The sequence below is a fragment of the Bradyrhizobium campsiandrae genome (assembly GCF_014529705.1).
Lineage (GTDB): Bacteria > Pseudomonadota > Alphaproteobacteria > Rhizobiales > Xanthobacteraceae > Bradyrhizobium > Bradyrhizobium campsiandrae.
In genome coordinates this window covers 28,571-49,156 of sequence record NZ_JAANIH010000053.1, presented here as the reverse complement: position 1 = coordinate 49,156, position 20,586 = coordinate 28,571, and the positions used below count along the sequence as shown (strand labels likewise).

The following is a 20,586-nucleotide window of genomic DNA, read 5'->3' as shown; positions in this document are numbered from 1 at the left end:
AGGCCCGATCAGGCCGGGCCCCGCTCTGCGCGTGTCCTGATCACGGCGCGCTCGCCGGCATCGACGAGCTGGCCGATGCCGGTGCGCCCCGAGAATGCGCAGCGGATGATGTTCTCGGCGACCGACCTGCGGAAGCCATGGTCCTCGCCATGGGGACGATGACGGCAGACCCGGTCCAGCGCCAGCTTCATGTTGATCCGTGTGCGGGTGTCGAAATGTTCGCTGATCATGCGTGCGATCTCGATGCGTTGTGTCGAGGCGGAAACGCACGACGAAGGACCGGGTTCCAGAACGGAGTAGCGCGACGCCTCAGGTTCGACCACGCGGACGCTGCGCCTGAACCCACGCCGCGGTCACCTCATGCGGGGGAATGTCCAGCCGCTTGATCGGTAACAATTGCCCTGACGCCGAGACGATCGCGGTCTCTTCGCGCCTGCAGCGCGGGCACACGAACCGAACCTCGTGCGGCTGCGCCGACCAGCTCGAGCGCTTCACATTGGCGGCCATCGGCCACGCCTCGCAATGCGAGCACGACACCAGAAACCGACCGGGATCAAGCATACCCATTCCATAGGACTCCGCGTCCTGCCGCCCTCCTCTAATGATTAATCCATGTGAATCGTTCCGGTGTCGGAGCACCGACGTGCTCCGCGCTCGCTATTCCCAGACCGGGGCCACATCCGCGCCAGTGTTCCATCTCGCACGACCAGCGCATGCCAGAACGTCGCCGCGATGTGCAGGGCCACGACGGCATAGACCAGCCAGGCCAGCGTGTCGTGCGCGACCTCGCCGGCATGAGCCGTCTGCGGATTGTCGGCCACCAGGCGCGGCCAGCTGAACGTCCAGAAATATTTCAGCGAATAGCCGCCGGCCGCGGAGAACGCGTAGCCGGTGAGCGGCATCGCGAACAGGATGAGATAGAGCGCGAGATGATTGAGCCGTGCGGCGAACCGCACCAGCGCACCGAGCGAGGCCGGCTCGACCGGTGCCCTCGTCGTCGCGCGCACCATCAGCCGCAGCACCGACAGGAACAGCACGGTCATGCCGAGCGATTTGTGCACCTCCAGCAGTTCGCGCCGTGGCGAGGTGCCCGGCGGCTGGAGACCGCAATAGAAGCCGATCAGCATGGCCGCGATGAAGAGCACCGCCGTTGCCCAGTGAATTGCGCGCAGCAGCGGCGGATAAGCCGTCGTGACTTCCGATGACATCAGGCTTCGTCGGCAATCCCGTTGCGAAGCAGGCCGACCTTGTCGATCTCGACCTCGACGATATCGCCGGCCTTCATCCAGAGCGGCGGAGTTCGCCTGGAGCCGATGCCTCCAGGCGTGCCGGTCGCGATGACGTCGCCAGGCTCGAGGCGGGTGAACTGCGAGCAATATTCGATCTGGCGCGGAATATCGAAGATCATCTGGTCGATCGTGGTGTCCTGCACCACCTCGCCGTTGAGCCGGGTTTGCAGGCGCAAGCGTCCGACATCGCCGACCTCGTCGGGCGTGACCAAATATGGGCCGAAGCCGCCGGTCGATGGAAAATTCTTGCCCGGCGTGAACTGATGGGTGTGCCGCTGATAATCGCGCACGCTGCCCTCGTTGTAGCAGGCATAGCCGGCAATGTGGCCCCAAGCCTCGCTCTTCTTGATGTAACGGCCGGGTTTGCCGATGATGATCGCGAGCTCACCCTCGAAGTCGAGCTGGGTCGAGACCTTCGGGCGGATGATGTCGGTGAGATGGCCGGTCTGGCTGTTGGCGAAGCGACCGAACACGGTCGGGTTCTCGACCTCGGTGCGGCCGGTCTCCTTGCGATGGTTTTCGTAGTTCAGACCGATGCAGAGGATCTTGTCCGGGTTCGGAATGACAGGCAGGAATTTGATCTTCGCCAGCGGATGACGCTTGGCGCCGGCGGTTGATTTGGCCGCCTCGGCAAGCGCGCCCGCCGCAATCGCCGATTTCAGGTCGGGATAGCGATTCCCAAGATCGGCCACGCTGTCGCCCTCCACCAGACCCCACGAGGCGGCGTTGTCGATTTCAAAGCTAGCGAATTTCATGTGGCGTCCTTGCGTTAGGGGTCGATCAGGTCGACGTGGCGGGAAGAATAGTAGCTGAGGATGATGGCGATGAGGTCTTCGCAAAACGCGCGATGGTCCGCTCCGGGAAGATGAGTGCGAACGCGGCAACCGCACCGACGATGAGAATGCCGGCGGTGAACGTCATGGCATGGGCATAGCCAAGCGCGCTGTTGCTACCCGCCTCGCCCACGATCCAACCGGTCAACGCATTCGAGAACAGCGCGGAGGCTGCATTTCCGGAATAAATCACGACGATCAGCCGGCCGCGCTGGGCCGCCGGCGCCACGGCGCCCAGCGCCACCGGGCCGAAGATCGTGGTCAGGCTCGGCGCGGCGAAGGCGATGGCCACACAGGCGAGCTGGAGCGCGCCCGAGGTTACGATGCTGAGCAGCAGTGCGCAGCCTGCGATCAGCAGCGCCAGCCCCGAAGCGTTGCCGAGACACGCGCGGAGACTCCAGCCCCGACGCTGAAGCACTTGCGTGATCCAGGAACCGCTGAGCAGCAGCGGCGACTGGAACATGTAGATGGCCGAGATGATCCAGCCGACATCGGTCGGCTTGTAGCCGAGCCCGAGTTGGAGGAACGGCGGCAGCCATGTCGCTGATATGCCGACGATCCAGTACGACATGGTCGACATGATGATGACGCCGATCACCGTCGGATCGCACCACAGCAGCCGCGCCGGCACGTTCGGCGACGCCGCAGGCGCATCCTGGCCAGCGCTCGCCGCGGCGTAGGGTCCCTCACCGCCGATGACGCTCCAGGCGATCATCCAGGCGATGCCGAGCAGGCCGCAAACCAGAAAGCCCGTGCGCCAGCCATGATTAAGGATCACATAGGTCAGCAGCGGGCCGCCGGCCAGAAGCCCGACGCTGATCCCCTGCAGAACCACCGCGCTCGGGACACTGCGCTTGTCGGCGGGAAACCAGTTGTAGCAGGCGTGCAAGGCCGTCGGCAGGCCCGGCCCCTCACCCGCGCCGAGCAGAATCCGGCACACGACCAGCACCGCGACGGAGCCCGAGAAGAACACCGGAAGCTGCGTCGCCGACCAGATGGCGGCGAGCAGCATCAGGATCCACTTCACGGGAAAGCGGCCGACGACGAACAACCCGACCGCCATGCCGGAAAGCGAGAACAGCAGAAAGAAGCTACTGCCGATCAGACCGAACTCCTTCGGGCTGAGCGACAGCTCCTTCATCATCGGCACCGCCGAGAGGCCGAAGACCAGCTTGTCGAAGAAGTTGATTGTCTGAAACAGAAACAGCATGACGAGAACCGCGTAGGCGCGCGCAGGCACCGTGGGACCCGTCATCAAGCTCGCCGATGATGGCATCATTTCCCCCGTTGAGTTTTATCGTTGTTGTGTTCATCGCAGCCGGGCCTCGAGACCAGACAGCATCGCCATGAGCCCGGCTTCGTCCGCTGCAACGCCGTAGACGTAATGATCAGGGCGCACGATCGCGGCCGCACAGGCGTGTCGTGCGAACCAAGCCGTCACCACGTCGCTCTCTTCCCGCAGAACGTCCGGCCCCTGATCGTGATCCGCCTTCGCGATGGCGATCAGGCGCAAGCCCATCTCCGCTGCGCGTGCCGCGATGGCGCGCGATCGGGCCAGGGCGCTGTTGCCCTTCAGCACCAGCCGCCAACCGGCCCCGCAGGCCGTGTCGAGCAATTGCCGGCCGCCGGAGGTCCGTATCCAAGGCTGGGGAAACAGCGTGCCGTTGGCGGCGTGCGAAGTGTCGGCGCGCAGGCCGCAGCTGAGCGGCGGCACGATCTCCTGGCGGGTGATGGTGCGCGGCACGCCGCCGCCTTCGGCGAGGATGCGAGCATCGCGCGTAGCGGCCGCTTCCGGATCGCGCTCGCAGATGACGTGGCCGATCGCCTTGATCCGCATCGTCAGCTCACGGACGTGAGCGCTGCGCTCTTCTTGATAGGTGTCGAGCAGCGCCGCCCCTGACTCTCCGCGCAAGACGCGCGCGAGCTTCCAGACCAGATTGGCGACATCGCGAACGCCCTGGCACATGCCCTGGCCGATGAACGGTGGCTGCTGGTGGGCGGCATCTCCGGCGAGGAAGACGCGCCCCTCGCGCCATTTGCTGGCGACGAGGGCATGAAAGCGATAGCTTGCCGCCCGCCACAGCGTCGCATCGTCAGGCGTGAGCCAGCGCGCCAGCAGCCGCCAAACCTGCTCGGGCTGCTCCATCGCGCGCGGATCCTCGCCGGGCAGCAGCATGATCTCGAAGCGCCGATGCGAGCCGGGTCCGACGATATAGGTGGTCGGCCGTGACGGATCGCAGAACTGCACTGCCGTGCGCGGCAGCTTGGCAAGTCCTGCATCATTGATCCTGAGGTCAATCACGAGCCAGGGCTCGTCGAAGACCAGATCGTCAAAATTGATCCCGAGCTGGCGGCGGATGGTGCTCGATGCGCCGTCGCAGGCGATGACATGGTCCGCGGTGACGTTGCGCGCTCCCCGGTCGCCGCTCAGTTCGAGCGTCACGCCATCAGGTGTCTGGCTGAGCTGGCGCAGCTCGGTGCCGAGCTCCACCACGACCGACGGCCAGGAGCGCGCGTGCGCGCGCAAAATCTCCTCGACCGGCGGCTGGGTGAACACCATGGTCGGGGTGTAGCCGAGCGGATAAGGCTCGCTCACCATGTCGATACGGCGGATCAACTGGCCGCGCGCGCCGAAATGTTCCGAAGCTGGAAACGGTGCGATATGCGGAGCGAGCTGGCCGGCAATGCCGAGATTGTCGAACAGGCGCAGGATCTCGTGATCGAGCGCAATCGCGCGCGGCTTGTCGTAGACCGCGCGGTCGCGGTCGACAGCCAGCGTCCGGATGCCTTGCGCGCCCAGCAGGCTGGCGGCGACGGCGCCTGACGGGCCGAAGCCGACGATGGCAACCTGGTACTCGTTCGCACTGGTCGATCCGGACACTGACCTCGAGACCTCGTTTACATGGTGATGAACGGTCGTGCTCACGTCCCGGCGTAGCGAACAGACAGTTGCGAGGCCTTGACGTGGTCCGCCTTGGGCGGCGCGATGCCCCATTGATCGGTACGGCCCGGCGGCCAGACCCAATGATCCGGGCCGCGCACGACGTAGCTGTCATCGACCTGCAGCACCTCGGCGGTGTATTCGATCACCGTCCCTACGGGATCGATGAAGTACGAGAACACATTGTCGCCGGGGCCGTGGCGGCCGACGCCCCAGGCAATCGGAAAGCCGTTGTCGATCATGCGTCCCGAGCCGCGCATCACCGCCTCCAGGCTCGGCATCAGGAAAGCGACGTGATTGAGGCCGTTGACCCTGGCGTCGGCAATCACGACTGCATGGTGGTCGCTGTTGCAGCGGACGAACGCCATCGTCTTCGAACGATCCGTGAGCCGAAAGCCGAGCGCCCGCTCGTAGAAGGTGGCGGAGCGATCGACATTCGTGCTGTTGAGATTGACGTGGGCCAGCCGCTCGGGCCGATCGCCTTGCGGTGGCTCCGGCACCTGAGTGATGTCGCCGTGAACGAAACGAAGGATGCCGCCTTCCGGCGCGCGAATGGCCATCATCACGCCGCCATCGGGCGCGTCGTTCGGCGTGGGACCGCGGATCAGTTCGGCGCCTTCGGCAACCGCGCCGGCAGCGACGGACGCAAGATCACCGACGCTCGCGACACGAAAGGTCACGGCGCCAAGCTCCGGCAGCTCGCTCTGATAGAGGGCCAGGACGTGATGATCGCTGCCGGTCGCGCGCAAATAAGCGACGCCGGCCGCTCGCGTGACGAGCGAAAGGCCCCAGACATCGCAATAGAACCTCACGGAGCGATCCAGGTCCGGTGTGCCGAGATCGACGCTGCGCAGCGCTACCACCGGAAACCGGGCCATGAAGCATTCCTCCGTCAGGCCACGATCCGATCGAACGGCGTGGCTGTCTTGGATCGCGACCGCACTTTCACGGCCAGCACCGTTCTTTTATTACACAAAACTGATACTGCAACATAAATTTATACATTTTTTGAAATCGTGATCAGATGTATATGATGACTGTCGTAAGCAGAATGAACAATGGAGGCTGAGCGGTGGAGATGACGGCGGCGTCGCCCTTGCCCGTGCCATCGACGCAGGCGAGCCATGTCTATGATCGGCTGCGCGAAGACCTGTTGTCTGGACGCCTCGCCCCGTCTCGCAAGCTGCAAATGCGGTTTCTGACGGAGACCTATCAGACCGGTCAAACGCCGCTGCGCGAGGCGCTTAACCGGTTGACCGCCGACGGACTGGTCGAGGTCCGCGAACAGCGCGGCTTCTACGTCAAGGACGTCAGCCGTGCCGAGCTCGCCGAGTTGACCAAGACTCGCTGCTGGGTCGAGGCGCTGGCGCTACGCGAGTCCATGGCAGCGTCGACGCCAGCCTGGGAGGAACAGCTCGTCCTGGCCCAACATCGGCTGAGCCGCGTGCCACGCTCGCTGAGCGCCACGGAGTTTGAGGACAATCCCGAATGGGAAAGGCTGCACCGCATCTACCATCGCACCCTGATCGGCCATTGTGGCTCGCAATCATTGATCGCGTTCTGCGGCCAGCTTGCCGACCAGCTCTACCGCTACCGTCGGCTATCGATCAGCAAGGCCTTTCCCTCGCGTCATGTCGGTGACGAGCACGCGGCCATCATGGAGGCCGTGTTGAGCGGCAATGCCGATCTGGCGGTGAAGCTACTCACGGCGCACTATCAGCGAACGGCCGACGTCATCCTTCAGGATGAGGCCATTTTCCCTGAATTGCGGGACAAGGCCGAACAGACCTAGCGCCCATCGTCTTCAATGCGCGCCCTTGAGCGTGCAGGAGGTGGTGCAGGTGACGGTGTTGCCATGGTCGCACGACTTGCAGGCGGCGACGCACTGGTTCATGTCGCGGGGATTGTAGGCGCTGTAGCTGCGCATCGGGCACAGCGGGGTCGAGCCGGTGACATCCTGCTCCTGGTTGCAGGCCGCCGTCATGAGCGCAAACATGATGACCGCAAGAAGACGCATGGCAAGAAGGCGCATGGGACGTGACCATCGCAGGAGCAACGTTGGCGGGGAACGTTGCATGGCAACCTTGCCCCAGGCATTCCCATCGCAGGGGACCGCAACGCGCGAATCCCCGCTGCCATCAAGGATGCGGCTCAAGCGTTAACAACGGATTGCGACCGCACGACCTCTCGCAAGGACACGGATGCTGAGCATCGTGCCTTGTTGGTGGCCGCGCCTGGTGCCGGCGTCAGGCGGCCGCCTTGGTCGCGATCGCCCGGCGCATGTCCACCGCGAGCTGGCGATACTGCTCCGAAAGCTTCAGGTAGAATTCGCGCTTGGTGCCGTCGGTGGCGAGCTTGGCAATCAGCTCGCATTCGGCGGTGAGCGTCTCGAACCGCTCCAGCCTGTCCTCGAGTTGTGTCATCGGCGTGTCCCCATTAAACGCCTCAAGGCAGCAAACCTAAGCCCGGAAAATGGGTCACGGCGAACATCGTTATGAGGTAGAATCAATTATTCCCGGCGGGGACAGTTATTTGCTGTCCATCCGCCAGGCGCCGTCCCAACCGGCCGCCGGCGGACTGGCCCCGAACGCGGCGATGCGCGCGAGCATCGTGCGCACGGGACCATCGCCCGGGCTGCTCTCCAGCGCGGCGTTGAACGCGGCACGCGCGTCGTCGAAGCGGCCGGCGCGATAGGCGGCAAGGCCTTCGGCATAGTGCTTTCGCAGGCCCTGCTGGGCCGCGCTCAGCGCCCCTGCTCTGCCCATCACCTCGAAGATCGCTTGCGGCGTGCTCTGGCCGGCCACGACAAGACGATCGATCTCGCGCAGCTCGAGCTTCGAGCCGATGGCGTCCGCCGTCGCCTGCGCGATCAGGATTCGAGTACCGTAGACCTTGTTGGCCAGTTCGAGCCGAGAGGCGAGGTTGACGGCATCGCCCATCACCGTAAAGCTCATCATCAGCTCGGAGCCGATGCTGCCGGTCAGGACTTCGCCGGTGGCGATGCCGATGCGCAGATCGCACGGCACCGGCATGGCGCGAATGCCCAGCAGGTCAGGCAACTGCTTCTGGAGCGCGGGCACCTGCTCGGCCATGTCGACGGCGGACAGCCCTGCCAGCGGCGCCTGCTCGTCCTCCTCGACGAAGGGCGGGCCCCAATAGGACATGATGGCGTCGCCGATATATTTGTCGATGACGCCGCGGTTGTTGCGGATCGGCGCGGACATCACCGTGAAGTAGTGGTTCATCACCTTGACGAGGCCGCGCGGGGTCATGCCCTCGCTCATCGCCGTGAAGCCGCTCATGTCGCAGAACATGATGGTCATCACCCGGCGCTGGCCGTCGATAGCGACCTCGGGCCGGTCGATCAGGCCCTGGACCACCTTCGGATCGATATAGCGGCCGAAGGTCTCGCGAATGCGCTCGTTGTGGCGCAGCTGTTCGATCATGCGGTTGAAGGCGGCGGCGAGCTCGCCGATCTCGTCCTGGGTCGAGACGGCAATGGTCTTGTCGAAACGCCCCGCCTCGACTTCCCTGGTGCCGGCGAGCAATAGGCGCACCGGCCGTGTGATGCCGCCGGAGACCAGTAGCGCAAAGGCAAATCCGACGATCGCCGCGAGCACGGTGACGATGCCGGAGACGATGATGGCCTGACGTTGGTGGCCGAGCACCGTCGACGTGCTGACATAGACCTGCTTGAGCATGTCGGCGCGGATCGCATCGATTCTCCGGTTGAACAGATCACGCGTGGCATCGATGTGTTCGAGTGTCCCGCGCGTCTCCGCCATCTGCTTGGCGTCCACCTGCTTGAGCAGTCTGGCGTGATCTTCGTTCATGTCGCGGCGCAGCTCGCTGACCGCGGTGTCGATGCGGGTGTCGATCCGCGCCAGCGCGGCGTTGTCCGAGGGCGTCCGGGTGTCGTCGATGATCGCGTTGATCAGCTTTTGCGCGCCCGACGTCTCCTCCTCGATCTTCCGGTCGGCCTCCTCGAACTCCTTCAGGCGCGCCGCATAGGCCTCCTCGTCCGAGGAGTCCTGCATCTTCATCATGACCATGCGCCGCAGCGCCACCGATCGCTCCAGCGAGCGAATATTGGCGCGCGCCAGGTCGCCATAGGCCGGGATGTAACGGTTGGTCAGCTCGTCCAGGAGAACCCCGACCTGGCTCGACATCACCATCGACAGGATCGAGGTGATCAGCATCAGGACGATCAATCCGAGGGCGATGCCGACGATTTTGCGCCGGATCGACTGATTGAAAAGCGGCATGGGCGCGGGGCAAAGGCTGCAATGAAGATCTATGGAACTCAATACACCGGATTTTCGCCGGGGAACACGCTCAAGCCGGCGATCAGTGGCGCCGAGGGCCGCCCGCCACCGTCGCGCGAGACCCATTCGTTAACAAAGATTAAGAGCCGCGTTCTATCCCCCGTTGCACAGGTTCCCGCGCTCCATCCGTATTTTGCCGCATTGTTGCGGCAGCGTCAGGAATGCGAAACGATGGCGTGTCACCGTTTTTGAAGTCGATTTGATTCTCGGGCCGCAGACGGATTGCGGACTTTGGTTTGTACTGGTTTCGCAGGGGGGACCACGGAATGAACCAGTGCCTACGCTCGCTCGCGTGTGTCGTTGCCATGGCCGCATTGGCGCTCCTTCCCACGGAGCTGGCAGCGAAGAGCAAGTCATCATCAGCACCGAAGAAAACGCACGAGGCCAAAGCGGGCAAGCATCGGCACGCCGCGGCCGGCAAGCACGGCAAACATGCCGAGGCCAAACGCAAGTCGAAGAAGCAGGACGACGAGCCCGCGGACAAGCCGGCACCACCGCCACTGACCGGCGACCTCGCCGCGCTGAAGGACGCGATCGACCTCGCGCGCAAGGGCAAGACCGACGATGCGACGGCGGCGCGCGATCGCATCGCCGATCCGGCCGGACAGAAGCTTGCCGACTGGTTCATGCTGCGCCACTCCGAGAGCACCGCGCCCTTCAAACGCTACGCCGCCTTCCTCGCCGCCAATCCGGATTGGCCGAGCAGCTCCCTGCTCCGCCGCCGTGCCGAGGCGCGGCTGTGGCAGGAGAAGAGCGACGCGGCCACCGTCCATGCCTTCACCATGGACCAGCCGACCAGCGCCAAGGGCAATTTCGCGCTCGCCCGCGTGCTGCTCGCCGAGGGCGACAGCGACCGGGCCGCGCGCCTCGTCCGCGCCGCCTGGCGCTCGGAGGAATTATCCGAGCGCAGCGAGGAGGATTCCTACGAAGCGTTCCACGATTTGCTGCGGCCTGAGGATCATCGCGCCCGCATGGACAAGCGCCTCGGCGCCAAGGACTATGCCGGCGCACGGCGCGCCGCCAAACGCCTCGGCGAGGACGCACTCGCGATCGTCAAGGCCTGCGCCGCCGTCAATGGCAAGGAGAACAAGGCCAAGGATTATCTCGACGACGTCGCGGCGGACGCGCGCCGCGACCTCGGCTACGTCCTGTGCCGCGCGCAATGGCACCTGCAGAAGGATCGCATCGACGATGCGGCCGAGGTGATCCTGGCTGCTGCTCCCGACACGATGGCGGCGCAGGACACCGACGCGTGGTGGCGCGAGCGCCGCCTGCTTGCGCGAAGGCTGCTCGACCAGGGCAAATTCCAGACCGCCTACGACGTCGTATGGGCTGCGGCAGTACCCGCGATGGAGGTCTATCGCGTCGACTATCACTTCATGTGCGGCTGGATCGCGCTGCGCTACCTCGACGATCCCAAGACCGCGATCATGCACTTCGCGTCCATCGACGAGGGCTCGCCCAATCCGCTGGCGCTGTCGCGAGGCCATTACTGGCGCGGCCGTGCGGCCGAGGCGATGGGGGCCGCAGCCGATGCGCAAGCGAGCTACCAGGCCGCCGCGCGCTATCCGACCGCCTATTACGGCCAGCTCGCCCGTGCAAGGCTCGGCCTCGAGGGCATCGAGCTGCGCGCGCCCTCGCCCGGGCTGGCCGCGGCCGATACGCCGGCCGCGGACGAGCGCGTGCGCGCCGCCGACATGCTGTACGCCATCGGCGAGCGCGATACCGTGTACTATTACGCCGAGGATTTCGCCAAGGAGAGCACCGACGTCGCGGCGCTGGCGGCGTTCGCCGAACTCGCCGGACAGCGCAACGATGCGCGCGTGATGTTAGAGGTCGGCAAATCGGCGCTGGCGCACGGGCTTGCGCTCGACCATTACGCCTTCCCCACCATCGGCATCCCCGAGCACAAGCAGGTCGCGCCCGCGATCGAGACCAGCGTGATCTATTCGGTGGCGCGCACCGAGAGCTCGTTCAACCAGCGCGACAAGTCGTCAGCCAATGCCGTCGGCCTGATGCAGGTGACGCCGGAAGCGGGCCGCGACACCGCCAAGCGCTTCGGCGTGACCTATGACTGGGACAAGATGGTCTCCGACCCGGTCTACAACACGCAGATGGGCGCGGCCGAACTCAGCGCACTGCTGTCGGAATATCGCGGCAACCAGATCATGACCTTCGCCGGCTACAATGCCGGCCGCGGCCGTGTGCGCGAATGGGTGCAGGCGCATGGCGATCCCAGAGACCCCAAGATCGATCCGGTCGACTGGGTCGAGCGCATCCCGCTGTCGGAGACGCGCAACTACGTCCAGCGCGTGATGGAGAACGTGCTGGTCTACCGCGCACGGTTCGAGGGCAGCGGCGCGGTCGCCGGGAAGACCGACCAGCGCGTGGTGACGCAGGATGCCAGCGCCAAGGCGCTGCCGGTGGGGTTCAGGGGAGCGGAGTGAGGGCGGACCGGTTCACTCCACCGTAATCTTCGCCGCCTTGATGATCGGCCACCACTTTGCGATCTCGGCTTTCTGCCTGATGCCGAGCGCCTCTGGCGTGAGCTGATCCTGCGGCGTCATTTCCAGGCCCTGGCTTTCGAGCTGCTTCTTCACGGCGGGATCGTTCAGCGCCTCCACGGCAGCCGCATTGAGTTTCGTCACGATCTCCTTCGGCGTGCCCTTCGGCACCCACATGCCGGACCACAGCGTCATGTTGAAGCCCTTCAGCCCGGCCTCGTCGGCGGTCGGGATATCGGGCGCCGAGGCGAGGCGCTTGTCGTCGGTGACGGCATAGGCGCGGATGGTGCCGGCACGGACCTGGTTGATGGAGTTGGAGGTCTGGTCGATGATGAGGTCGATCTGGCCGGCGATGAGGTCGTTCAGCGCCGGCGCGGTGCCGCGATATGGCACATATTGCAGCTTGATGCCGGAGACGCTCTCGAAATAGACGCCGGCGATATGGCTGCCAGATCCTGCACCGGCCGTACCCGCCGTCGGCGGCGTGGGGCGCGACTTCAGCCAGTCCAGCAGCTGCTTCAGCGAGGTCGCGGGCACCGCGTTCTTGCTGACCACGATCATCGGGTTGCTCGGCAGCAGCACCACCGGTTCGAGATCGGCGACGAGATCGTAATTGAACTTGTAGACCGCGCCGTTGGCGACGTGGGTGCCGAGATGGCCGAACGAGATGGTGTAGCCGTCAGGCGGCGAATGTACGGCGCGTCCCACCCCGATCGAACCGCCGGCGCCGGTGACATTCTCGATCACCAGCGGCTGGCCGAGCGAGACGCGCATCCGCTCGGCGAGCACGCGCGCCATCGCGTCGGACGGGCCGCCGGCCGCGAACGGAACGATGATGGTGATGGGATGCGAGGGGTAATCGTCGGCGCGCGCCGCGCCGGTGAGAGCGAGAATGCCGATCAGCCCAGCCTGAATGGCCTTTTTCATTGCGATCTCCCAACGACGTATTCTCGTTTTTCTTCGCCTCTCCCCGCCTGCGGGGAGAGGGAGAAGGATACGTCAGAACTGCGCGTAGTCGATCGGCTTGTGGCGATCGAGCGTGCGGGTGACCGGCGGCAGCGGGTATTTCAGGCCGGTGGCGCAGTTGAACAGCATCACGCGGTCAGTCTTGGCGACGCGGCCATCGGCGAGGCTTTGCTTGTAGGCGGCATAGGTCGCGGCGCCCTCCGGGCACAGCAGCAGTCCCTCCTCGCGCGCGACCTCGTTCAACGCCGACGAGATCCTGTCGTCGTCGACCGCAATCGCAAACCCCTTGCTCTCGCGCACGGCGCGCAGAATGAGAAAATCGCCGATGGCCTGCGGCACGCGGATGCCCGAGGCGATGGTGTGGGCGTCCTCCCAGCGCACCGCATGCTCGGTGCCGGCCTCATAGGCGCGCACCATCGGCGCGCAACCGGAGGCCTGCACCGCGACCATGCGCGGGCGCTTCGAGCCGATGAAGCCGATCTTCTCGAGTTCGTCGAACGCCTTCCACATGCCGATCAGGCCGGTGCCGCCGCCGGTCGGATAGAAGATCACGTCGGGCACGTCCCAGTTCAGTTGCTCGGCAAGCTCGAGGCCCATCGTCTTCTTGCCCTCGATGCGGTACGGCTCCTTCAAGGTCGAGGTATCGAACCAGCCGACTTTCGCCTTGCCCTCGCCGACGATCTTGCCGCAATCATCGATATAGCCGTTCACGCGATAGACCGTGGCGCCCTGCAGCTCGATCTCGCTGACATTCACCTCCGGCGTGTCGGCCGGGCAGAAGATCGTGGTCTTGATGCCGCAGGAGGTCGCATACGCCGCGAGCGCCGCACCGGCATTGCCGTTGGTCGGCATCGCCATGTGCTTGATGCCGAGCGCCTTGCCCATCGACACCGCCATCACGAGGCCGCGCGCCTTGAACGAGCCGGTCGGCAGCCGTCCCTCGTCCTTGACGATGATCTCGCCGCCGCCGAGCTTCGCAGCCAGCTTGGGCAGCCGGATCAGCGGCGTCGTGACCTCGCCGAGCGAGACGATGTCCCTGCATTTGCGCACCGGCAAGAGCTCGCGATAGCGCCACATGTCGGCGGGGCGCTGAGCCAGCGCATCCTTGGTCAGCGCCTTTTTCACGCCGGGAAGATCGTAGCGCACCAGCAGCGGCTTGCCGGCCTTGGAGAGGTTGTGGACCTGGTCGGCGGCGTAATGATCCCCCTCCATCGCGCATTCGAGATGCGTGACGAAGGTCGGGCGTTCGATGGTCAGGTTGTCGTTGTCGTGCATGGGTTCTTTCTTCTTGTTGTTCTGTGTCAAGTATCTGACCCGTCACCCTGAGGCGCTTTTCATGCGGCGCGCCGCATGAAAAGTCTCGAAGGGCGACGAGCCCGGCTGCTGCGGCTGGGCCGTTCATCCTTCGAGGCTCGCCGAAGGGGCGAGCACCTCAGGATGACGGGACTGCTGCCAGCGCGCGCCTCAAATATTCAGCACCCGGCCATACGCATCCAGCACGGCCTCCTTCATCATCTCCGACAGGGTCGGATGCGGGAACACGGTGTGCATCAGCTCTTCTTCCGTCGTCTCCAGATTCATGGCGACGACGTAGCCCTGGATCAATTCCGTGACCTCGGCGCCGACCATGTGGGCCCCTAACAGCTGGCCGGTCTTCTTGTCGAAGATCACCTTGACCAGGCCCTGGTCCTCGCCGAGCGCAATCGCCTTGCCGTTGCCGACGAAGGGGAAGCGGCCGACGCGAATCTCGCGGCCGCTCTCTTTCGCCTTGGCTTCGGTGAGGCCGACCGAGGCGACCTGCGGATGGCAATAGGTGCAGCCCGGGATCATCAGCTTGTCCATGGGATGCGGATGCAGGCCCTTGATCGCCTCGATGCAGATCACGCCCTCATGCTCGGCCTTGTGGGCCAGCATCGGCGGCCCCGCGACGTCGCCGATGGCATAGATGCCGGGGACGTTGGTCTTGCCGTAGCCGTCGATCACGATGCAGCCGCGGTCGGTCTTGACGCCGAGCTTTTCCAGGCCGAGATTCTCGATATTGCCGACGACGCCGACCGCCGAGATCACGCGCTCGAACTCGGTGGTGACAGGCTTGCCCTTGCCGTCGTCGATGGTGGCGACGACGCTGTCGGCCTTCTTCTCGAGCTTCGTGACCTTGGTCGAGGACATGATCTTGATGCCCTGCTTCTCCAGCCGCTTGCGGGCAAGGCCCGCGATCTCGGCATCCTCGACGGGCAGGATCTGCGGCAGCACCTCGACCACGGTGACGTCGGAGCCCATGGTGTGGAAGAACGAGGCGAACTCGATGCCGATCGCGCCGGAGCCGACCACCAGCAGCGATTTCGGCATCCGCTCCGGGACCATCGCTTCGAAATAGGTCCAGATCAGCTTCTTGTCGGGCTCGAGCCCCGGCAGCACGCGCGGCCGCGCGCCGGTGGCGACGATGATGTGTTTGGCCTGATAAGCCCCCTCACCCAGCGAGCCCTTGGGGCCCTCGACGTCGGACTTCTTCACGGTGATCTTCCCGGGCGCGTCGATCGAGGCGGCGCCCCAGATCACGCTGACCTTGTTCTTCTTCATCAGGAAGCCGACGCCGTCATTCAGCCGCTTGGAGACGCCGCGCGAGCGCTGCACCACCGCCTTCGGATCGAACGAGACCTTTTCAGCCGACAGGCCGTAGTCTCCGGCGTGCTGCATGTAGTGGTAAATCTCGGCGGAACGTAACAGCGCCTTGGTCGGGATGCAGCCCCAGTTCAGGCAGATGCCGCCGAGATAGGATTTCTCCACGATCGCGGTCTTGAAGCCGAGCTGGGCTGCGCGGATCGCGGTGACATAGCCGCCGGGGCCGGAGCCGATGATGATGACGTCGAAGGATGTGTCGGCCATTGCGGCTCCCCGAAGCTCGTAGGGTGGGCAAAGCGAAGCGTGCCCACCGCCTTCTCAAAGAAACGAGGTGGGCACGGCGCGATGCGCCTTTGCCCACCCTACGAAGTCGTTGCCCGCCTCACACCATCATCATGACGGGGTTTTCGATCAGCTGCTTGAACGCGCCGATCAGCTCGGCGCCGAGCGCGCCGTCGATGGCGCGGTGATCGCAGGACAGGGTCACGCTCATCATGTGCGCGATCTCGATCTTGCCGCCGCGCACGACGGGCCGCTCCTCGCTGGTGCCGACCGCGAGGATGGTCGCATGCGGCGGGTTGATCACGGCGGTAAAGTGGCTGATGCCGTACATGCCGAGGTTCGAGACGGCGGTGGTGCCGCCCTGATATTCCTCCGGCTTCAGCTTGCGCGAGCGGGCGCGCGCGGCAAAGTCCTTCATCTCGTTGGAGATGGTCGAGAGCGTCTTGGTCTCGGCCTTGCGGATGATCGGCGTGATCAGGCCGCCCGGCATCGCCACGGCGACGCCGACGTCGGAATGGTGGTGCTTGACCATGCCGCTTTCGGTCCAGCTAACGTTGCAATTCGGGATCTTCTGCAGCGCAACCGCCATCGCCTTGATGACGAAGTCGTTGACCGAGATCTTGTAGAGCGGCTTCTTCTCCTTGTCCTTGGGAGCAGCCGCATTGATCTCCTCGCGCGCGGCGAGCAGCTTGCCGATGTCGCAGTCGATGGTGAGATAAAAGTGCGGGACGTTCTGGATGGAGGCGGTCAGGCGCTGCGCGATGGTGCGGCGCATGCCGTCATGCGGGACGATGTCATAGGAGCCCGGCTCGAACAGCGACAGGATCTGCTTGTCCGACATGGTCGGTGCGATCGAAGGCGCGCCCGCGGGAGGCGCGGCAGCGGGTGCCTTGAGGCCCTTGCCGGACTTGGCCTGCTCGACGTCGCGCGCGACCACACGACCATGTGGGCCGGTGCCGGTGACCATGCCGACATCGATGCCGGCTTCCTTGGCAAGACGTCGCGCCAGAGGCGATGAAAACACGCGGCCGGTATGTCCGTTGCTCTGCGCAGCCGGTGCAGCAGCTTGCGGCGCCGGAGCGGCGGCAGGTGCCGGTGCAGCCTTGGGTGCAGCAGGCGCAGCAGCCGGCGCCGCAGCGGGAGCCTCAGTCGCCTTCTCGGCGGGCTTGGGCGGTGCGGCGGAAGCGCTGGGCTTGGCGCTGCCCGCGGCTTTCACGTCCTCGCCTTCGCCGGCAAGCACCGCGATCACGTCATTGACCGGGACATCCTGCGTGCCCTCGGGCACCAGGATCTTGGCGATCGTGCCCTCGTCGATGGCCTCGACCTCCATGGTGGCCTTGTCGGTCTCGATCTCGGCGATGACGTCGCCTGACTTGACCTTGTCGCCTTCCTTCTTCAGCCACTTGGCGAGGTTGCCCTTCTCCATCGTCGGCGAAAGAGCTGGCATCAGGATGTTGATGGGCATGCTGACCTCACGAAGAACTTCTCAAAACGTCGTCTCCGACAATGAAGACGAACTGACCAGTTTTAGTTGCCGATGTCGCCTTGCCAGAGGCGCTCATTGGCAGGGATGGAACGCCAATTCTTCATCATGGTGATGGAGCGATCGTCGGCAAGATCGATCCAGGGAATCCCGAACTTGTCGAGAATGTCCTTGGAGCCCTCGAAGGTGACGGACTCGCCGATCACAACGAGCTTGACCTTGAACAGGCCGAGCGCGCCGGCACACATCGAGCATGGCGACAGCGTGGTGTACATGACGGTGTCGTGGAACGAGATCGCGCCGGCCTCGCGCAGGCAGCTCATCTCGCCGTGCAGGATCGGATTGTTCTCCTGCACGCGGTTGTTATGGCCACGGGCGATGATCTTGTCGCCGCGCGTCAGCACGGCGCCGATCGGCAGGCCACCTTGCGCGATCGAGGCCTCCGCTTCGCGGATCGCCTCCAGCATGAAATCGTAATGGTGTTGTTCGATTGCCATACTCAGTGCCCCTTCCCGCGCGGCGTGGTGATGCCAGTGTCGGTCGGACGCTCGATCTCGGCCTGGAACATGTCGAGGATCCGGTTCAATGCGTCCTCCTCGGTATATTCGCTCTCGCGCGCATAGGCGCGCGCGGCGTGGCGGGCGAGATCGACCAGCAGCAGACCCCACATGTCGGGCTCCTCGAAGGCGCGCTGGAACGCCATCGACAGCCCGCCATCCAGCACGAACACGCGCAGGATCTCGACCGCGTCATCGCGGGTCATGACGTCGGGCGGCAGCGGCTGCTCCTTGGGGCCTGCCATGGCCTACCTGTAGCAGACGGCTTTGGCGGCCTCGACGACCTCCGCCGCCGACGGCAGCGCCAGCTTCTCCAGGTTCGCAGCGTAAGGCATCGGCACGTCCTTGCCGGACACGCGCGCGACCGGCGCATCCAGATAATCGAACGCGTTCTCCATGATCCGCGCGGCGATCTCGGCGCCGACGCCGCTCTGGGCCCAGCCCTCTTCCACCGTGACGGCGCGCCCGGTTTTCTTGACCGAGTTGATGATGGTCTCGGTGTCCATCGGCCGCAGCGTGCGCAGGTCGATCACCTCGGCCTCGATGCCCTCCTTGGCGAGCTCGTCGGCGGCCTTGAGCGCATAGGTCATGCCGTTCGACCAGGAGATGATGCTCACATGCGAACCGGCACGGGCGATGCGCGCCTTGCCGATCGGAACGATGAAATCGTCGAGCTTCGGCACCTCACCGGTGTGACCGTAGAGCACCTCGTTCTCGAGGAAGATCACGGGATTGGGATCGCGGATCGCGGCCTTGAGCAGGCCCTTGTAATCGGCGGCCGAGAACGGCGCGACCACCTTGAGGCCCGGGACGTTCGAGTACCAGGCCGAGTAATCCTGGCTGTGCTGGGCGGCGACGCGTGCGGCGGCGCCGTTGGGGCCGCGGAACACGATCGAGCAGCCCATCTGGCCGCCTGACATGTAGAGCGTCTTGGCCGCGGAGTTGATGATCTGGTCGATCGCCTGCATGGCGAAGTTGAAGGTCATGAACTCGACGACCGGCTTCAGCCCGGTCATGGCAGCGCCGACGCCGACGCCGGCAAAGCCGTGCTCCGTGATCGGGGTGTCGATCACGCGCCTCGCGCCGAACTCCTGCAGCAACCCTTGCGTGACCTTGTAGGCGCCCTGATATTCGGCGACCTCTTCGCCCATCACGAACACGTCAGGATCGCGGCGCATCTCCTCGGCCATAGCGTCGCGCAGCGCTTCGCGGATGGTCTGGGTGATCATCTCGGTGCCGGCAGGCACTTCCGGATCGGGCTCGGCGACAGCCTGCGGCGCCGGTGCAGCCTTCGGCGCGGGCACTTCAGCCTTGGCAGCGGCCGGCGGCGCAGACTCCGCAGCCTTCGCGGCCGGCGCGGGCGCTTTCGCCAGATCAGCGGCACTCTCGCCGTCGGCCAAAATGGTGGCGATCGGCGTGTTCACGGCAACGTCGGCGGTGCCCTCGGGGATCAGGATCTTGCCGAGCGTGCCCTCGTCGGTCGCCTCGACTTCCATGGTGGCCTTGTCGGTCTCGATCTCGGCGATGACGTCGCCGGACTTGATCGTCTCGCCCTCTTTTTTCAGCCATTTGGCGAGGTTGCCCTTTTCCATCGTGGGCGACAACGCGGGCATCAGCACTTGAATTGGCATATCTACTCCAAGGAAAGCTTGCGCGCGTTTTAGCGATAGACGTCGGTCCAGAGCTCGGCGGCATCCGGCTCGGGATCATGCTGGGCAAAATCGGCGGAGGCGTTGACGATGTCGCGCACCTCGGCGTCGATCGCCTTGAGGTCGGCCTCGCTCACCTTGGCGGCAAGCAACCGGTTACGCACCTGCTCGATCGGATCCTGGTCGTGACGAACCTTCTCCACCTCCTCGCGCGTGCGGTACTTGGCCGGGTCGGACATCGAGTGGCCGCGATAGCGGTAGGTCTGCATCTCCAGGATGAAGGGACCCTTGCCGGCGCGGCACCAGGCGGCCGCCTCGTCGCCCGCGGCCTTGACGGCGCGGACATCCATGCCGTCGACCTGCTTGCCGGGGATGTTGAAGGACACGCCGCGCCTGGAGAAATCCTGCTGCGCCGACGCGCGCGAGACCGAAGTGCCCATGGCGTAGCGGTTGTTCTCGATGACGTAGATCACCGGCAGCTTCCAGAGCTCCGCCATGTTGAAGCTCTCATACACCTGGCCCTGGTTGGCCGCGCCGTCGCCGAAATAGGTGACGCTGACATTGCCATTGCTGCGATAATTGTTGGCGAACGCAAGACCGGTGCCGAGCGAGACCTGCGCGCCGACGATGCCGTGGCCGCCATAAAAGTGCTTCTCCTTGCTGAACATGTGCATGGAGCCGCCCTTGCCCTTGGAATAGCCGCCGCGGCGTCCCGTGAGCTCGGCCATGACGCCGTTGGCGTCCATGCCGGTGGCCAGCATATGGCCGTGGTCGCGATAGCCGGTGATGACCTGATCGCCCTCCTTCAGGGCCATCTGCATGCCGACCACCACGGCCTCCTGGCCGATATAGAGATGGCAGAAGCCGCCGATCGCGCCCATGCCGTAGAGCTGGCCGGCCTTCTCCTCGAATCGCCTGATCAGGAGCATGTCGCGGAGCGCCTTCAGCTCCTGCTCTCTCGTGAATTCCGGAGGCGAACCGCCGTCGGTTTTGTCTTGTGGGCTGCTTGCGGCGGCTTTCTTGGGGGCGGCCATGAGAATTCCGGGTCAGAGAAAACTAAGCCCTCTCTAACCCAACTCATCAGCGTGTGAAAGCACCGCCGTGGCATGGCACGACTTTCATTATGCCGCACTGC

At 64.9% G+C, this 20,586-nt stretch carries 21 protein-coding genes; 3 read left to right on the top strand and 18 right to left on the bottom strand.

Annotation, left to right across the window (positions count from 1 at the left end; translation table 11 throughout):
• Positions 1 to 8: 8 nt before the first annotated feature.
• The 7 genes from G8O24_RS31040 to G8O24_RS31010 form a co-directional block, all read right to left on the bottom strand.
• Entirely contained in the window at positions 9 to 230 is a 222-nt protein-coding gene (locus G8O24_RS31040) for a hypothetical protein (protein ID WP_188106061.1), read from the bottom strand.
• Between the two features lie 79 nt (positions 231 to 309).
• Positions 310 to 567 (bottom strand): hypothetical protein, encoded by a 258-nt coding sequence (locus G8O24_RS31035; protein WP_188106058.1) that lies wholly within the window; start codon positions 565 to 567, stop codon positions 310 to 312.
• A gap of 38 nt (positions 568 to 605) precedes the next feature.
• The gene (locus G8O24_RS31030; RefSeq protein ID WP_188106057.1) at positions 606 to 1,208 is read right to left on the bottom strand and encodes a cytochrome b; all 603 of its coding nucleotides are present in this window, start codon (positions 1,206 to 1,208) and stop codon (positions 606 to 608) included.
• Positions 1,208 to 2,044: a fumarylacetoacetate hydrolase family protein gene (locus G8O24_RS31025; protein WP_188106055.1), complete on the bottom strand. Its 837-nt coding sequence runs from the start codon at positions 2,042 to 2,044 to the stop codon at positions 1,208 to 1,210. The genes G8O24_RS31030 and G8O24_RS31025 overlap by 1 nt, the downstream gene beginning before the upstream one ends.
• A gap of 25 nt (positions 2,045 to 2,069) precedes the next feature.
• Positions 2,070 to 3,377: an MFS transporter gene (locus G8O24_RS31020; RefSeq protein WP_244646083.1), complete on the bottom strand. Its 1,308-nt coding sequence runs from the start codon at positions 3,375 to 3,377 to the stop codon at positions 2,070 to 2,072.
• Between the two features lie 54 nt (positions 3,378 to 3,431).
• Positions 3,432 to 5,003 carry a bifunctional 3-(3-hydroxy-phenyl)propionate/3-hydroxycinnamic acid hydroxylase MhpA gene (gene mhpA, locus G8O24_RS31015; RefSeq protein ID WP_311972556.1) on the bottom strand — a complete coding sequence of 524 codons (1,572 nt, stop codon included), beginning with the start codon at positions 5,001 to 5,003 and terminating at the stop codon, positions 3,432 to 3,434.
• Between the two features lie 41 nt (positions 5,004 to 5,044).
• The gene (locus G8O24_RS31010; protein WP_188106050.1) at positions 5,045 to 5,941 is read right to left on the bottom strand and encodes a VOC family protein; all 897 of its coding nucleotides are present in this window, start codon (positions 5,939 to 5,941) and stop codon (positions 5,045 to 5,047) included.
• 200 nt (positions 5,942 to 6,141) lie between these two features.
• Here G8O24_RS31010 and G8O24_RS31005 point away from each other — a divergent pair, with 200 nt between their 5' ends.
• A complete protein-coding gene (locus G8O24_RS31005) occupies positions 6,142 to 6,855 on the top strand; it encodes a GntR family transcriptional regulator (RefSeq protein ID WP_188106048.1) in 714 nt (237 codons plus the stop codon).
• Between the two features lie 12 nt (positions 6,856 to 6,867).
• On the opposite strand, the gene G8O24_RS31000 is transcribed toward G8O24_RS31005, so the two are convergent.
• The 3 genes from G8O24_RS31000 to G8O24_RS30990 all read right to left on the bottom strand — a co-directional run bounded on the left by G8O24_RS31000 (position 6,868) and on the right by G8O24_RS30990 (position 9,328).
• Positions 6,868 to 7,080, bottom strand: a complete 213-nt coding sequence (locus G8O24_RS31000; RefSeq protein ID WP_188106082.1) for a hypothetical protein — start codon at positions 7,078 to 7,080, stop codon at positions 6,868 to 6,870.
• Between the two features lie 229 nt (positions 7,081 to 7,309).
• The gene (locus G8O24_RS30995; protein WP_188106046.1) at positions 7,310 to 7,486 is read right to left on the bottom strand and encodes a hypothetical protein; all 177 of its coding nucleotides are present in this window, start codon (positions 7,484 to 7,486) and stop codon (positions 7,310 to 7,312) included.
• Between the two features lie 105 nt (positions 7,487 to 7,591).
• On the bottom strand, positions 7,592 to 9,328 hold the full coding sequence (locus G8O24_RS30990; protein ID WP_188106044.1) for an adenylate/guanylate cyclase domain-containing protein: 1,737 nt from the start codon (positions 9,326 to 9,328) through the stop codon (positions 7,592 to 7,594).
• Positions 9,329 to 9,349: 21 nt separating this feature from the next.
• Here G8O24_RS30990 and G8O24_RS30985 point away from each other — a divergent pair, with 21 nt between their 5' ends.
• The gene (locus G8O24_RS30985; protein ID WP_188106042.1) at positions 9,350 to 9,580 is read left to right on the top strand and encodes a hypothetical protein; all 231 of its coding nucleotides are present in this window, start codon (positions 9,350 to 9,352) and stop codon (positions 9,578 to 9,580) included.
• Between the two features lie 74 nt (positions 9,581 to 9,654).
• Positions 9,655 to 11,835: a lytic transglycosylase domain-containing protein gene (locus G8O24_RS30980; protein ID WP_188106041.1), complete on the top strand. Its 2,181-nt coding sequence runs from the start codon at positions 9,655 to 9,657 to the stop codon at positions 11,833 to 11,835.
• Positions 11,836 to 11,847: 12 nt separating this feature from the next.
• Here G8O24_RS30980 and G8O24_RS30975 read toward each other — a convergent pair whose 3' ends face one another.
• From G8O24_RS30975 to pdhA, 8 genes are all read right to left on the bottom strand, one after another.
• Positions 11,848 to 12,819, bottom strand: a complete 972-nt coding sequence (locus G8O24_RS30975) for a tripartite tricarboxylate transporter substrate binding protein BugD (protein ID WP_188106039.1) — start codon at positions 12,817 to 12,819, stop codon at positions 11,848 to 11,850.
• A gap of 72 nt (positions 12,820 to 12,891) precedes the next feature.
• Positions 12,892 to 14,133, bottom strand: coding sequence for a threonine synthase (locus G8O24_RS30970; RefSeq protein ID WP_188106037.1), 1,242 nt, complete (start codon positions 14,131 to 14,133; stop codon positions 12,892 to 12,894).
• 189 nt (positions 14,134 to 14,322) lie between these two features.
• Positions 14,323 to 15,744 (bottom strand): dihydrolipoyl dehydrogenase, encoded by a 1,422-nt coding sequence (gene lpdA, locus G8O24_RS30965; RefSeq protein WP_188106035.1) that lies wholly within the window; start codon positions 15,742 to 15,744, stop codon positions 14,323 to 14,325.
• A 118-nt stretch (positions 15,745 to 15,862) separates the two neighbouring features.
• Positions 15,863 to 17,227 carry a pyruvate dehydrogenase complex dihydrolipoamide acetyltransferase gene (locus G8O24_RS30960; RefSeq protein ID WP_188106033.1) on the bottom strand — a complete coding sequence of 455 codons (1,365 nt, stop codon included), beginning with the start codon at positions 17,225 to 17,227 and terminating at the stop codon, positions 15,863 to 15,865.
• 62 nt (positions 17,228 to 17,289) lie between these two features.
• Entirely contained in the window at positions 17,290 to 17,742 is a 453-nt protein-coding gene (locus G8O24_RS30955) for a nucleoside deaminase (protein ID WP_188106031.1), read from the bottom strand.
• A gap of 2 nt (positions 17,743 to 17,744) precedes the next feature.
• On the bottom strand, positions 17,745 to 18,047 hold the full coding sequence (locus G8O24_RS30950; protein ID WP_188106029.1) for a DUF5076 domain-containing protein: 303 nt from the start codon (positions 18,045 to 18,047) through the stop codon (positions 17,745 to 17,747).
• Positions 18,048 to 18,050: 3 nt separating this feature from the next.
• Positions 18,051 to 19,433, bottom strand: coding sequence for a pyruvate dehydrogenase complex E1 component subunit beta (locus tag G8O24_RS30945; protein WP_188106028.1), 1,383 nt, complete (start codon positions 19,431 to 19,433; stop codon positions 18,051 to 18,053).
• A 29-nt stretch (positions 19,434 to 19,462) separates the two neighbouring features.
• Positions 19,463 to 20,485 carry a pyruvate dehydrogenase (acetyl-transferring) E1 component subunit alpha gene (gene pdhA / locus G8O24_RS30940; protein WP_188106026.1) on the bottom strand — a complete coding sequence of 341 codons (1,023 nt, stop codon included), beginning with the start codon at positions 20,483 to 20,485 and terminating at the stop codon, positions 19,463 to 19,465.
• Between the last annotated feature and the right edge of the window lie 101 nt (positions 20,486 to 20,586).

Bases quoted from the DNA above. Each gene is read 5' to 3' on its own strand.
- G8O24_RS31010 (WP_188106050.1), bottom strand. From the start codon at position 5,941: ATGGCCCGGTTTCCGGTGGTAGCGCTGCGCAGCGTCGATCTCGGCACA.
- G8O24_RS31030 (WP_188106057.1), bottom strand. From the start codon at position 1,208: ATGTCATCGGAAGTCACGACGGCTTATCCGCCGCTGCTGCGCGCAATT.
- G8O24_RS30970 (WP_188106037.1), bottom strand. From the start codon at position 14,133: ATGCACGACAACGACAACCTGACCATCGAACGCCCGACCTTCGTCACG.
- G8O24_RS30950 (WP_188106029.1), bottom strand. From the start codon at position 18,047: ATGGCAGGCCCCAAGGAGCAGCCGCTGCCGCCCGACGTCATGACCCGC.
- G8O24_RS30980 (WP_188106041.1), top strand. From the start codon at position 9,655: ATGAACCAGTGCCTACGCTCGCTCGCGTGTGTCGTTGCCATGGCCGCA.
- G8O24_RS30945 (WP_188106028.1), bottom strand. From the start codon at position 19,433: ATGCCAATTCAAGTGCTGATGCCCGCGTTGTCGCCCACGATGGAAAAG.
- G8O24_RS30960 (WP_188106033.1), bottom strand. From the start codon at position 17,227: ATGCCCATCAACATCCTGATGCCAGCTCTTTCGCCGACGATGGAGAAG.
- G8O24_RS31000 (WP_188106082.1), bottom strand. From the start codon at position 7,080: ATGCGTCTTCTTGCGGTCATCATGTTTGCGCTCATGACGGCGGCCTGC.
- G8O24_RS30990 (WP_188106044.1), bottom strand. From the start codon at position 9,328: ATGCCGCTTTTCAATCAGTCGATCCGGCGCAAAATCGTCGGCATCGCC.
- pdhA (WP_188106026.1), bottom strand. From the start codon at position 20,485: ATGGCCGCCCCCAAGAAAGCCGCCGCAAGCAGCCCACAAGACAAAACC.
- G8O24_RS30995 (WP_188106046.1), bottom strand. From the start codon at position 7,486: ATGACACAACTCGAGGACAGGCTGGAGCGGTTCGAGACGCTCACCGCC.
- G8O24_RS30955 (WP_188106031.1), bottom strand. From the start codon at position 17,742: ATGGCAATCGAACAACACCATTACGATTTCATGCTGGAGGCGATCCGC.
- G8O24_RS30975 (WP_188106039.1), bottom strand. From the start codon at position 12,819: ATGAAAAAGGCCATTCAGGCTGGGCTGATCGGCATTCTCGCTCTCACC.
- G8O24_RS30985 (WP_188106042.1), top strand. From the start codon at position 9,350: ATGAAGATCTATGGAACTCAATACACCGGATTTTCGCCGGGGAACACG.
- G8O24_RS31005 (WP_188106048.1), top strand. From the start codon at position 6,142: ATGACGGCGGCGTCGCCCTTGCCCGTGCCATCGACGCAGGCGAGCCAT.
- G8O24_RS31020 (WP_244646083.1), bottom strand. From the start codon at position 3,377: ATGACGGGTCCCACGGTGCCTGCGCGCGCCTACGCGGTTCTCGTCATG.
- G8O24_RS31035 (WP_188106058.1), bottom strand. From the start codon at position 567: ATGGGTATGCTTGATCCCGGTCGGTTTCTGGTGTCGTGCTCGCATTGC.
- G8O24_RS31040 (WP_188106061.1), bottom strand. From the start codon at position 230: ATGATCAGCGAACATTTCGACACCCGCACACGGATCAACATGAAGCTG.
- G8O24_RS31025 (WP_188106055.1), bottom strand. From the start codon at position 2,044: ATGAAATTCGCTAGCTTTGAAATCGACAACGCCGCCTCGTGGGGTCTG.
- lpdA (WP_188106035.1), bottom strand. From the start codon at position 15,744: ATGGCCGACACATCCTTCGACGTCATCATCATCGGCTCCGGCCCCGGC.